The organism is Clostridium felsineum DSM 794 (assembly GCF_002006355.2).
GTDB lineage: Bacteria > Bacillota > Clostridia > Clostridiales > Clostridiaceae > Clostridium_S > Clostridium_S felsineum.
The window spans coordinates 3,037,361-3,050,599 of record NZ_CP096980.1 but is presented as its reverse complement, the minus strand read 5'-3'; the positions used below and the strand labels follow the sequence as shown (position 1 = coordinate 3,050,599).

Annotated in this window: 11 protein-coding genes; 10 read left to right on the top strand and 1 reads right to left on the bottom strand. The window is 29.9% G+C overall.

Annotated elements, in window-relative coordinates; all coding sequences use genetic code 11:
- Nucleotide 1 precedes the first annotated feature (1 nt).
- Nucleotides 2-1,465: an aminotransferase class I/II-fold pyridoxal phosphate-dependent enzyme gene (locus CLFE_RS14400; protein WP_077892894.1), complete on the bottom strand. Its 1,464-nt coding sequence runs from the start codon at nucleotides 1,463-1,465 to the stop codon at nucleotides 2-4.
- A 331-nt stretch (nucleotides 1,466-1,796) separates the two neighbouring features.
- Between CLFE_RS14400 and CLFE_RS14395 the strand changes: the two genes are divergently transcribed.
- From CLFE_RS14395 to CLFE_RS14350, 10 genes are all read left to right on the top strand, one after another.
- Complete coding sequence (locus CLFE_RS14395) at nucleotides 1,797-3,524, top strand: phospho-sugar mutase (RefSeq protein ID WP_077892895.1); 1,728 nt, start codon at nucleotides 1,797-1,799, stop codon at nucleotides 3,522-3,524.
- 71 nt (nucleotides 3,525-3,595) lie between these two features.
- Nucleotides 3,596-4,669 carry a tetratricopeptide repeat protein gene (locus CLFE_RS14390; RefSeq protein ID WP_077833897.1) on the top strand — a complete coding sequence of 358 codons (1,074 nt, stop codon included), beginning with the start codon at nucleotides 3,596-3,598 and terminating at the stop codon, nucleotides 4,667-4,669.
- Nucleotides 4,670-4,765: 96 nt separating this feature from the next.
- Nucleotides 4,766-5,677 carry a UTP--glucose-1-phosphate uridylyltransferase GalU gene (gene galU, locus CLFE_RS14385; RefSeq protein ID WP_077833896.1) on the top strand — a complete coding sequence of 304 codons (912 nt, stop codon included), beginning with the start codon at nucleotides 4,766-4,768 and terminating at the stop codon, nucleotides 5,675-5,677.
- A gap of 30 nt (nucleotides 5,678-5,707) precedes the next feature.
- Entirely contained in the window at nucleotides 5,708-6,616 is a 909-nt protein-coding gene (locus tag CLFE_RS14380) for an NAD-dependent epimerase/dehydratase family protein (protein WP_077833895.1), read from the top strand.
- A 99-nt stretch (nucleotides 6,617-6,715) separates the two neighbouring features.
- Nucleotides 6,716-7,582: a glucose-1-phosphate thymidylyltransferase RfbA gene (gene rfbA / locus CLFE_RS14375; protein ID WP_077833894.1), complete on the top strand. Its 867-nt coding sequence runs from the start codon at nucleotides 6,716-6,718 to the stop codon at nucleotides 7,580-7,582.
- A 42-nt stretch (nucleotides 7,583-7,624) separates the two neighbouring features.
- Nucleotides 7,625-8,680 (top strand): dTDP-glucose 4,6-dehydratase, encoded by a 1,056-nt coding sequence (rfbB, locus tag CLFE_RS14370; RefSeq protein WP_077833893.1) that lies wholly within the window; start codon nucleotides 7,625-7,627, stop codon nucleotides 8,678-8,680.
- Nucleotides 8,681-8,776: 96 nt separating this feature from the next.
- On the top strand, nucleotides 8,777-9,334 hold the full coding sequence (gene rfbC, locus CLFE_RS14365) for a dTDP-4-dehydrorhamnose 3,5-epimerase (protein ID WP_077833892.1): 558 nt from the start codon (nucleotides 8,777-8,779) through the stop codon (nucleotides 9,332-9,334).
- A gap of 393 nt (nucleotides 9,335-9,727) precedes the next feature.
- Nucleotides 9,728-11,116, top strand: coding sequence for a sugar transferase (locus CLFE_RS14360; protein ID WP_242950850.1), 1,389 nt, complete (start codon nucleotides 9,728-9,730; stop codon nucleotides 11,114-11,116).
- 11 nt (nucleotides 11,117-11,127) lie between these two features.
- Nucleotides 11,128-11,913, top strand: coding sequence for an ABC transporter permease (locus CLFE_RS14355; RefSeq protein WP_242951578.1), 786 nt, complete (start codon nucleotides 11,128-11,130; stop codon nucleotides 11,911-11,913).
- Between the two features lie 58 nt (nucleotides 11,914-11,971).
- A complete protein-coding gene (locus CLFE_RS14350) occupies nucleotides 11,972-13,231 on the top strand; it encodes an ABC transporter ATP-binding protein (RefSeq protein WP_077833889.1) in 1,260 nt (419 codons plus the stop codon).
- The last annotated feature ends 8 nt before the right edge of the window (nucleotides 13,232-13,239 follow it).

Genomic DNA, 13,239 nt, shown 5'->3' with positions numbered 1-13,239 from the left:
ATTATTTTAATACTTTAATATAATTGACTTCTGGGTCTTCTGTTCCTTGTACATATAAACCAGCAACCTTTAAGTCATTAACATAGTGTACTATTTCCTGGGTTATAATTTCACCTGGACATAATATGGGGATACCTGGTGGGTAAGCCATTAAAAATTCTCCACTTGTTTTTCCTACGCTGTCTTTAATTAGTATGGATTCTTTTTCTCCATTAAAAGCTTCTCTAGGAGAAAGTATTCTTTTAGGAACAGCAGGAATATCCTTAAAGGAAGTCTTTTTCTTTTTATCAGTTGAAGAAATACTTTTGCTTATTTGTTTTAAAGCGTTAATTAAAGCATCAATATTTTCCTTGGTGTCACCAAAAGAACCTACAGCAAGTACATTATATAAATCAGAAAGTTCTACTTGAATATGGTAGTCATTAGCTAAAAGCATATCAAGATCATAACCTGTTATACCTAAATCTGTACAAGTTATAGTAAGTTTGGTTGGATCAAAAGCATAAGAGCCTGGTCTGCCAAGAACTTCTTCACCAAAACAGTAAAAGCCTTCAATTTTATTTATTTCACGCCTCGCATAATTGCATAAATCAATTGTACTATCTAAAAGTTCTTTTCCATGAAGAGCTATTTGTCTTCTAGCACAGTCCATGGAAGCCATAAGAATATAAGATGGTGAGGTAGTTTGGAGTAAGTTCATTATTTGTTGTACTCTATTTATATCTATTCTATCTGAATTCACATGAAGTAAAGACATTTGAGTAAGAGCTCCTATTATTTTATGAGTACTTTGAGCACACATATCGGCACCAGCATTTAATGCAGACATAGGAAGTCTATCGTTAAAGCTTAAATGAGGTCCGTGAGCCTCATCTACAATAAGCGGCATATCATAGCTGTGTACTATATCAGCTATTTCTTTTATATCTGTAGATACTCCGTAATATGTAGGATTTATAATAAGTACAGCTTTTGCATCAGGATTTTTCTTGAGAGTTTCTTCTACGGTTTTTGGTGCAACACCATGGGCTATTCCAACTTTTTTATCAACTTCTGGCTGCATGTATACAGGTACAGCGCCACTTAATATGATTCCAGCGGTTACAGATTTATGAACATTTCTAGGAACAATAATTTTATCTCCATCACCTACTACAGATAAAATCATACCTTGTATAGCACCAGAGGTTCCATTTACAGAGTAAAAAGCAGCTTTTGAGCCATAAGCATCAGCCGCTAATTCTTGAGCTTTTTTTATAGGACCTGTAGGATGATGTAAACTATCTACTAATTTAAATACAGTTACGTCAATTTTAAAGGGATTCTCACCAATGAAATTTTTAAATTCCTCGTCAATTCCATTACCTTTCTTATGACCTGGTACATGAAATGGAATAGTATCTCTGTCTACATATTCCATTAAAGCATTGTAAAGTGGTGTTTCATTTTGATTTAATTTATACAACCTGCTAGGCACCCTCTTTCTTAATATTAAATTAATGTAAATTTATGCTTGTTTAAAAACATAATAATTATAGTTTAGTATGGTTTTAAATGCAATAATAAATTCTAAAATTACATATTAAGAATATATTATGGTGATATTAATATTGTAGGTTTAATATTTTGCATGTATATGTTTGAATTTTATGGACAATAATATAATTTATTTCATTATAATTAAAATTATACTATGGGAATTAATATTAAGTTTACATTTAAACAGTAAGTTAAGTTTTAATTTCCTTTGTTTTATAGTATAATATCTATAGCCAAAATTTTAGGGGGTGTTGTATTTGTCATACAAGGAAAAATTTAAATCATGGTTAGCTTCAGAATATGTAGATGCTGAAACTAAAAAGGAATTAGAAGCAATAAAGGATGAAAAGGAAATAGAAGATAGATTTTACAAAGACCTGGAATTTGGAACGGGTGGACTTAGAGGTGTTATTGCAGCAGGAAGTAATAGAATGAATATATATACTGTTGGTAAAGCAACTCAAGGACTTAGTGATTATCTTACTAAAAACTACAAAGATGCATCTATAGCTATAGCTCACGATTCAAGAATAATGTCAAGAGAGTTTGCTGAGAGAGCAGCTAGTGTTCTGTGTGCAAATGGTGTAAAAACTTATTTATTTGAGTCACTTAGACCTACACCTATGCTTTCATTTACTGTAAGACATTTAAATTGTAAAGCAGGAATTGTAATTACAGCTTCACACAATCCAAAAGAGTATAATGGATATAAAGTTTATAATGAGGACGGAAATCAACTTACAGACAAAGCGGCAGCAGAAGTTTTAGAGTGCATAGAAAAAACAGATGATTTTTCAGGTGTTAAACTTATAGATGTAAAGAAGGCAGAGGCAGAGGGTATTCTTAATATAATAGGTGAAGAAGTAGATAAGGTTTACATAGATAAGGTTAAAGATCTTACTATAAGAAAAGATATGGTAGAAAAAAGTGCTAAAGACTTAAAAATAATATATACTCCTATACATGGATCTGGAAATATTCCAGTTAGAAGAGTCTTAAAGGAACTTGGATATGAAAATTTATCAGTAGTTAAAGAACAAGAAGAGCCAGATGGTAATTTTCCAACTGCACCATATCCTAATCCAGAGCAGCCATCAGTATTTAATATAGCTTTAAACTTAGCTAGAGAAGTTGAACCAGATGTTATATTTGGAACTGATCCTGATTGCGATAGAATAGGTGTGCTTGCTAAAGATAAGAGTGGAGAGTATAAAGTACTTACAGGAAATCAAACGGGAGTACTTTTAACACATTATATAATTTCTTCTCTTAAAGATACGGGAAAACTTCCAGACAATGGAGCAGTAATAAAAACTATAGTAACTTCTGAAATGACACGTAAGATTACAGAAGATTACGGCATGGAACTTATAGATGTTTTAACTGGTTTCAAGTATATAGGAGAAAAGATTAAAGAGTTTGAAAAAACTAAATCTAATACTTATCTATTTGGTTTTGAGGAAAGCTATGGATGCTTAGCAGGTACTTTTGTAAGAGACAAAGATGCTGTTGTTGCAGCTACTTTAGTATGCGAAATGGCACTGTATTATAAGAAAAAAGGTTTAAGTCTAGATGATGCACTTAATGCATTGTATGAGAAATATGGATATTATAATGAAAAACTGGTATCAATAGAGCTTCAAGGTAAAGAAGGTCAAGAAAAAATACAAAAGGCACTTAACTATCTAAGAGAAAATATGGCAGATGATGTAGCAGGGGTAAAGATAGTTAAAAAGTTTGATTACAAAACTAGTATAGAAAAAGATGTACCTAAAAATGAAGAAAAGAAAATTGAACTTCCTAAGTCTAATGTACTTAGATTTATTTTAGAAGATGGCTCTTGGTTTGTAGTAAGACCATCTGGAACTGAGCCTAAAATGAAAGTATATCTAGCAGTAGCAGGCAAAGATAAAAATGATTCTGAAGCCAAAATGGATAAATTCAATAAAGATGTTATGGATATTATAAACGAGGCTTGTAAATAATAAAATTATCTAATTAATGAAGTGGAAGGTGATATTGCCTTCCATTTTCATGCTTAAGTGGTGGTGAAAATATGAGTATACAACAAGAATTTAAAGACAAGGTATCAAAATTAATTTTTCTTGAGTTAAAAAAAGAAAGTATTGATTCTATTTTTAATGTAAAAGTAAGAGAGAATATATATGCACCTATAAGATCTAAAAGACTTATAGACAAAGTTAAGGCAGGAAGTAAGTTTGAAAACATACCACTATCATTTTTTGTGGAAGGCATGTTTTATGTATTGGGTGGAGATGAAAACTTCAAGTATAATGATATATACAGCGAACTTATGAATAAAAATTCAGAAATGACAACACAATATATAAAAGAAATTATTTATGACGAGGTTAAAGAAAACAATTATGAAGAGGCGTATATATTACTAAAAGGTCTTATTACTATAGAACCGAATGAAGAAAATTATGAAAAAATTATGATGATAAGTGAAGCTATAAGAGAGAAAAAAGCAGAATTTCAAGAGGAAGAGCTCAAAGTGATAGATAGGGCTAAAAATCTTGAAGGATACATAAAGCCATATTTCTATGAGGCAATAATAAAGAATGAAAATAAAGATTATGAAGGTGCTTGGTTAGCTATAAATACCTATATCCAAAATGGTGGAGAGGAAAATGAAACCACAAAAGCATTAAAACATTCTTTGCAGGATATAAAAAATTATGAAAAAGCAAAGGAAGTAATGAGTCAAGATCCTAAGGAAGCTTTAAAAATATTTATAAAGCTTTTAGATGAATTTCAAGATGATGCAGTGCTTTTATATTACATAGGGGTAACTTATAGAATGCTTGCCAATTATGAAAAAGCTATTTATTATCTTAATGAATCTATGGCGCTTGATAGTAATGTTGTAGAGGTATTTAATGAACTTGGCATAAATTACGCAGCTTTGGGAGATATGGATAATGCAATAAATTATTTAAGAAAAGCTTTTGATGTAACTAAATCTATAGAGATATGTACAAATCTCATTATATGCTATATGAATAAAGGTGACCTAACCCAGGCAAAATTACATTATGAAATAGCAAAAAAGTTGAATCCTGAAGATGAAATTGTTTTAAAGTTAGGCAATTCTCTAGAAAAGTAGTATAATGTAAACTAGGTTAATATTCAATTAGACTTCAATAATAAAATTCGAGGTGATATTTTAGTCGTGGTAGCAAGAGAGAGGAGTTTTTCAACAATGAGAGTCAAAAAAGCTATAATACCAGCAGCGGGGTTAGGAACAAGATTTTTACCAGCAACGAAGGCACAGCCTAAGGAAATGCTTCCAATAGTGGATAAGCCAACAATACAATATATAATTGAGGAAGCAGTACAATCAGGAATAGAAGAAATACTCGTAATTACTGGAAGAAATAAAAGAGCAATAGAGGATCATTTTGATAAGTCATTTGAACTCGAAAGTGAACTTGAAAGCCATAATAAAAAAGAACTTCTTAAGATTGTAAAAGACATATCTAATTTGGCTAATATATACTACATACGTCAGAAGGAACCAAGAGGTCTTGGTCATGCAATTAATTGTGCTAGGACATTTGTTGGTAATGAGCCATTTGCGGTTTTGTTGGGTGATGACGTAGTAAATGCTAAAGTACCATGCTTAAAGCAGCTTATAAATTGTTACAATGAATATAAAACTTCTATATTAGGAGTTCAAAGAGTACCAAATTCAGAAGTGTCAAAATATGGTATAGTAAATGGCATGCATATAGAAGATGGTGTTTATAAGGTAAAGGATTTGGTAGAAAAACCAAAACAAGAAGAAGCACCTTCTGATTTAGCTATACTTGGAAGATATATAATAACTCCAGCTATATTTGATATACTAGACAATACTAAACCAGGTAAAGGCGATGAGATTCAACTTACAGATGCACTAAAAACTCTTATGAAGACAGAAGCAATGTATGCTTACATTTTTTCAGGTAGAAGATATGACGTAGGAGATAAACTAGGATTTTTACAAGCTACTGTTGAATATGCGCTTAAAAGAGATGAACTTAAAAAACCATTTATGAAGTATTTATTTACAATAAAAGATAATCCTAATTTTAAACAATTGTATGATGAGTTAACAAAGAAAGCAAAATAAAATTTTTATGTAAAAAAGGAGAAAATTGAGATGAATATACTGGTAACTGGCGGTGCTGGTTTTATAGGAACACATGTAGTTAATATGTTGTTAGAAGATGGTCATAAGGTTTCAGTTATAGATAACATGGTACATGGTAATGGTAGTAATCTGCCAAAGAATGTTCCATTATATAAAATGGATATAGTAGATAGCAGTATAGAAGATGCGTTCAAAATCGAAAAACCTGAAATCGTAATACATAATGCTGCTCAAATAAGTGTGGCACATTCAGTAAAAGATCCAATATACGATGCTAAGGTGAATGTTTTGGGTAGTGTAAATATACTTGAAATGTGCAAAAAATATGGAGTAAAAAAAGTAATTTATCCAGCATCAGCAGCTATTTTTGGTGAACCTAAATATCTACCAATAGATGAAAAGCATCCCCTTGATATGATATCTCAATATGGTATTACAAAGCATACTGTAGAGCACTATTTAAGTGTTTATAAGGAACTATATGGCATTAATTATACAGTATTAAGGTACTCAAATGTATATGGTCCAGGACAAGATAGTAGTGGTGAAGGTGGCGTTGTCTCTATTTTTGCAGAAAAACTTTTAAAGGGCGAATCACTTTGTATATATGGAAATGGAGAGCAGGTAAGAGATTTTGTATATGTAAAAGATGTTGCAAAGGCAAATCTATATGCTTTGAATTCACTGCATAATGAAATATATAATGTATGTACAAATACAAGGATAACTATAAATCATTTAGCTGAACTTATGTGCAGTGTACAAGGAGAAAAAGTGGATATAATTCATATAGGAGAAAGAGCTGGAGATATTTTTGAAAGCTATATGTCTTATGACAAAATAAACAGTGCATGTGGGTGGAAACCGGAATATGATTTAAAATCTGGTATTGAGGAAACAATGAGAAGCTTTAATTAAAATTAGACAATAAAAAAATTATATAGTATAATAATTCTGCAATACCGAAATTACTATATATAGACATATATTAAGATAAATCAAGGAGGTTACTTAATAATGAAAGGTATAATTTTAGCTGGAGGATCTGGGACAAGACTCTATCCTATAACTATGGCTACATCAAAACAGCTACTTCCAATTTATGATAAGCCAATGATATATTATCCTTTATCAGTGCTTATGCTCTCAGGAATAAGAGATATTTTAATAATATCAACTCCAAGGGATTTAAACGCTTATAAAGAACTTTTGGGTGATGGAAGTCACGTTGGGCTTAACATACAGTATGCTGTTCAAGATCAGCCAAGAGGGCTTGCAGATGCCTTCATAGTAGGGGAGAAATTTATAGGAAATGATAGAGTTTCACTTGTGCTAGGTGATAACATATTTCACGGCTATGGATTCTCAGAAAGACTTCAAAAGGCAGCATCAAGAGAGGAAGGAGCTACAATCTTTGGGTATCATGTGAGCAATCCTAGAGCTTTTGGTGTGGTTGAATTTGATAGTAACAATAATGTTATATCAATAGAAGAAAAGCCTGAAAATCCAAAATCAAATTATGCTGTTCCAGGACTTTATTTCTACGATAATAATGTAGTTGAGATAGCTAAAAATGTTAAACCTTCTGATAGGGGAGAAATAGAAATAACGGCTGTTAATAACGCTTATCTTGAAAGTGGAAAATTGAAAGTAGAGTTATTTGGTAGAGGCATGGCTTGGCTTGATACAGGAACATATAGAGGACTTTTAGATGCAGCTAATTTTGTTGAGGCAATAGAAACAAGACAAGGTTTATATGTTGCTTGTATAGAAGAGATAGCTTACAGAAGAGGCTATATTTCAAAAGAACAGGTTAGCAAGCTTGCTGGACCGCTTCATAAAACAGACTATGGTAAATACTTATTCAACTTAATTGAAGAGTAAAATAAATTGTAATTTATAAGTTGTGAAGGAGAGAACAAATACATGAAAACTTATTTGGTAACGGGTGGAGCTGGATTTATAGGTTCAAACTTCGTACATTATATGCTTGAGAAATATAAAGATATAAAAATAATAAATGTTGATAAACTGACTTATGCCGGTAATCTTGAAAATTTAAAGGGCTGTGAACAAAATCCAAACTATGTTTTTGTTCAAGCTGATATATGTGATAAGGAAGCCATTGAGAACATATTTAAATCTTATGATGTAGATTATGTTGTTAATTTTGCTGCAGAATCTCATGTTGATAGAAGTATTAAGATGCCTGAAGTGTTCGTTCAAACTAACGTACTAGGTACTGTTAATTTACTTAATATAGCTAAAAATAATTGGGAAACTGAAAATGGCTTTAAAGAAGGTAAAAAATATCTTCAAATATCAACTGATGAAGTGTATGGTTCATTAGGAAAAGATGGATTTTTCACTGAAACTACACCTTTAAATCCACACAGTCCATATTCTGCAAGTAAAGCAAGTGCTGATATGATAGTTCAGGCATATTTTGATACATTTAAAATGCCTATAAATATTACAAGATGCTCTAATAACTATGGACCTTATCAATTTCCAGAAAAGTTAATACCATTATTAATAAATAATTGCCTTAATAAAAATGAATTGCCAGTATATGGTGATGGAATGAATATAAGAGATTGGCTTTATGTAGAAGATCACTGTAAAGCAATTGATATGGTATTAAATGAAGGAGAACTTGGAAGAGTATATAATGTTGGTGGACATAATGAAAGAACAAACATATTTATAGTTAAAACAGTTGTACAATATATTCATGATAATGTTGATAGTACAGTAGATGAAAGCTTAATAAAATATGTTGAAGATAGAAAAGGTCACGATAGAAGATATGGAATTGATCCAACAAGAATCAAAGATGAGCTTGATTGGTATCCTGAAACTAAGTTTGAGATAGGAATAGTTAAGACTATTAAATGGTATCTTGAGAATAAACAGTGGATGGAAAATGTTACATCTGGTACATATCAAGAGTATTACAAAAAGATGTATAATAACAAATAGTTAACTATTAAATCAGTAATTGTTTGCAAAAAGCAAATAATTACTGATTTTACTGTAAAAGTAGAATATAAAATTATAAATTGGAGATGAATTTAAATGGGAAAATTTAAATTTGAAAAAACAGATATTGATGGAGTGTACATAATAGAAACAGGTGTTTTTGGAGATAACAGAGGTTATTTCATGGAAACATACAATTATGAAGAATTTAAAGAAGCAGGACTTGATATGGTTTTTGTTCAAGACAATCAATCAAAATCAAGCAAAGGAGTTTTAAGAGGACTTCATTTTCAGAAAAAGCATACACAAGGAAAACTTGTTAGAGTAGTTAAGGGAGAAGTTTTTGACGTTGCAGTTGATCTTAGACATGGTTCTGAAACTTATGGTAAATGGGTAGGAGTTACTTTAAGTGAAGAAAACAAAAAACAATTTTATATACCAGAAGGATTTGCACATGGTTTTGTAGTTTTATCTGAAGAAGCTGAATTTTGCTATAAATGTACTGATTTCTATGATCCGACTTCTGAGGGTGGAATACTTTGGAATGACCCAGAGGTTGGTATAAAATGGCCTATTGAAGGAATTGAAAATTTGATTTTCTCTGATAAAGATCAAAAATGGCCTAAATTAAGTGATTGTAAAATTGAGTTCTAGTATTTTTTGAAAAACTATATTTGAAACTTATTTTTAAAAATAGGAAAAACAGCAGGCTAATAGATTGTGCGTATAATATAATACATTAAAATTGGTATTTAAGAATACATTTGCAATTTAAGCTTTGTTCTAGTTTAACCAGTAGGGTTTCTATACATAAATTTGATTTATACATTATTATTAAAATGGTTGATGTATAGATTTTTAATTAAGATAGAAACCCTATCTTAAGTTAAGGAATATTTAATAAGAAGCCTTAAATCATAGTATGTATTCTTATTTTAGTTATTCTTTATAATAGTTAGAAGCATTGGTGGATGTCACTTGAAATAATATACTTAATTTGTTATAGTAGATTAGTGATTATTTTTGTTAAAAAATTAGGTAAAAGAGGTGAAGTTCTTGAAAAAAAACAACACAATTTCAAATTTCTACAGAATTTTATCTATTGTTCTAGAAATATTTATTGTGGCATTTTCCATATACTTAGCATACATGGTTAAATTTAAATTTAGTCCTCCAAAATTTAATTATGCTCCTTTTGAAAGATCATTGCCATTTACAGTAATTGTATATATGGCGTTTATGTATATATTTGGACTTGTTGACATACTTAAAAAGAGTCTGTGGGAGATAGTTTATTCTATTTTTCTTACAGTAATAATGCTTTTTGTGTTCACAATGGCTATTACCTTCTCTCTAAGAGGATTTTCTTATCCAAGATTAGTAATACTTCTTAGTTCTGTTTTTCAGTTTGTTTTCTTATCTATATTTAAGTGCCTATGGTGGAAATTAGAACGAAAAGTTTATGGAAACAAAAATGTTGTAATAATAGGTGAAAATGGAGAAAACATTGCAAAAAAGATACTTTTAAAGCATGATGACTTATACAGTATAAATAGCATAATTAAGAATTATACAAAGGATAAGGAAAGTATTGTTGAAGAAGCTGATATAGTACTTATTTCAGATGATCTAGATGAAAACACTAAAAGTGAAATTATAAAACAGAGTATGTACATGAATAAAAATATATTTATAATTCCGTCAGTTACAGATATAGCATTTTATAAAGCTAATTTTGAGCAAATAGATGATGTGCCTATTTTAAAAGTAGATACTTTAGAGCTTAGTTCAGAACAAAAAACAGTAAAAAGATTATTAGATATAGTTGTGGCAATAATAGCTACTGTGGTATTTTCCCCATTTCTTATAATATTGCCTATAATTATAAAATGTACAGATGGTGGAAGCCCATTTTATTTTCAAGAAAGGGTTACAGACGGTGGTAAAAAATTTAAATTAGTAAAATTCAGATCTATGATAGAAAATGCGGAAAGAAATTCAGGACCAGTTTTAGTTACAGAAAATGATTCTAGGATAACTAAAATAGGAAAAATTATGAGAGCAACTAGGTTAGATGAAATACCACAATTATTTAATATATTAAAAGGTGATATGAGCATAGTGGGTCCAAGACCGGAAAGACCTTTCTATGTAGAAAAATTTGAAAGAGAAATACCAGATTATAAATACAGAACTTTTGTAAAAGCAGGGTTAACAGGACTAGCTCAAGTTTTAGGGAAGTATAATACAACACCAGAAGATAAAATAAAATATGACATAATGTATATAAAAAATTATTCTATTTTATTAGATATAAAGCTTATTATACAAACGGTTAAAATAATGTTTATGAAGGAAAGCACTGAGGCTATTAAAGATGATGTAAAGCTTGAAGAAATATTAAAGAAAAAGAATATAAAAATAAAAATATATTAGAAAAAAAGTAGGTGAAACCTTTGATTAACACTATCAAAGAGATAATAAAATATAAAGAACTTTTGCAAAACTTAACTATGAAGGAATTGAAATTAAAATATAGAAATTCTGCTTTGGGATTCTTTTGGTCATTTTTAAATCCTATAATGCTTTTAATTGTTTATACCTTTGCGTTTAAATATATTATGCATCAGACAACACCTAATTATACAGTTAACTTACTTGCAGCACTTTTGCCTTGGCAATTTTTTCAAGCAGCTGTTCAAGGAAGTACTACATCAATCATTTCTAATTCTAATTTAATTAAGAAAATATACTTTCCAAGGCAGATAATGCCTTTGTCTATAATTTTCTCTAATTTCGTAAGCTTTTTAATAACTCTTGTTATTTTATTTGGAGCTATGATAGTATCACGTGTACAGTTTACTTTTTGTATACTGTTACTACCTATAATATTAATACTGCTTTTAGGGTTTTCTATTGGATTATCTTTAATATTATCTTCACTTAATGTACTTTATAGAGATATTTCCCACTTTGTAGAAGTTATATTTATGGCATGGTTTTACTTAACGCCTATTGTGTATGTTTTAAGTGCTATTCCTAAAGTTTACAGAAATATACTGCTCTTAAATCCTATGACTATGATTATGGAAGCTTTAAGAAGTGTTTTAATAGAAGGAAAATTGCCCAACCCAATGTATGTAGGGATAATAATAATATGGGATTTAGCTTTAATATACATAGGTGATAAAGTATTTAGAAGAATAGAGAATGATTTTGCAGAGGAAGTTTAATTTAAAAGCAGTTTCATCTAAATGGACTGCTTTAGAATAAATTGGAGTGAATATATTTATGGTAGTTATTGAATTTAAAAACGTTTCGAAATATTTTAATTTATATAAAAATAAGAGCTATTCTTTGAAGGAAAAGTTTTTAAACAAGGTACTTAATAGAAATAAACTTGAAGTTACTAAGCTTCATGTACTTAAAGATGCTTCTTTTAAAATTAGTCAAGGAGAGACTGTAGGTATAATTGGAGAAAACGGAACAGGTAAAAGTACTAGTTTAAAATTAGTTGCAAATATTATTAGACCAAATGAAGGAAATGTAAGTGTTACTGGAAAAATTTCATCACTTCTTGAAGTTGGAGTTGGTTTTCAACCAGATATGACTGGTAGAGAAAATGTCTACTTGTATGGGTCAATAATGGGGCTTAGCAAAAAGGAAATAGATGAAAGATATGATGAAATTGTAGAATTTGCTGAACTAGAGAAGTTCATGGATACGCCAGTTAAAAATTATTCTTCTGGAATGTATATGAGATTAGGTTTTTCTGTTGCTGTAACTGTAAATCCAGATATACTTCTTGTAGACGAAGTTTTAGCAGTTGGAGATGCAAATTTTCAGAAAAAATGTCTTAATAAAATACAAGAATTTAAAGAACAAGGAAAGACTATATTATTTGTTTCACATGATATGAGTACAGTAAGACGTATATGCGATAGATGTATATTCATAAGAAAAGGTGGAGAAGTAATAGAGGGTTCTACAGATAGAATGGTCGGACTATATATGAAATTGTTGTATGCTAAAAGTGAAGATCATAAAAAGGAAGAAGAAACTGCTGAGGAAAGCTTAGTTGATTTTGATTTTAAACTTCATGAAGCAGAAGAGTTTAAAGATGGAAATAGAGAAGGAAATAAAAAGTTAGAAATAACAAAATTGTACTTCTCTGATAAAGAGGGGAGACCAAGAAACTTTTTTGGTACTGAAGAAAATATAAAAGTAAATGTTGAATTTAAGAAAAATACTGATATTAAAGCAGCTGTTATGGCATTTGAAATAGTCACTGAAGAAGGATTTAAACTTGTATACCATGATTGCAAGCAAGATGGAATGTTAATTACTGAAATGAAGGATACTAATATGGTTAGCTTTTCTTTGCAAAATGAACTTTTGCTAAAATCTAAATATTATTTTTCTATTGGTCTTTTAGATGAAAACATGGAAGAAATATATGATTTTAGACATAAGCATTATTGGTTTACTATTCATGAAGGTAATATAAAAGAGGACGGAAGAGTTAAAATTAGTTGTGATTGGATGCTTTAATAATCGTT

Excerpts from the sequence above, each read along its gene's own strand:
- rfbC (WP_077833892.1), top strand. The coding sequence starts at position 8,777 with ATGGGAAAATTTAAATTTGAAAAAACAGATATTGATGGAGTGTACATA.
- rfbB (WP_077833893.1), top strand. The coding sequence starts at position 7,625 with ATGAAAACTTATTTGGTAACGGGTGGAGCTGGATTTATAGGTTCAAAC.
- rfbA (WP_077833894.1), top strand. The coding sequence starts at position 6,716 with ATGAAAGGTATAATTTTAGCTGGAGGATCTGGGACAAGACTCTATCCT.
- CLFE_RS14390 (WP_077833897.1), top strand. The coding sequence starts at position 3,596 with ATGAGTATACAACAAGAATTTAAAGACAAGGTATCAAAATTAATTTTT.
- CLFE_RS14350 (WP_077833889.1), top strand. The coding sequence starts at position 11,972 with ATGGTAGTTATTGAATTTAAAAACGTTTCGAAATATTTTAATTTATAT.
- galU (WP_077833896.1), top strand. The coding sequence starts at position 4,766 with ATGAGAGTCAAAAAAGCTATAATACCAGCAGCGGGGTTAGGAACAAGA.
- CLFE_RS14380 (WP_077833895.1), top strand. The coding sequence starts at position 5,708 with ATGAATATACTGGTAACTGGCGGTGCTGGTTTTATAGGAACACATGTA.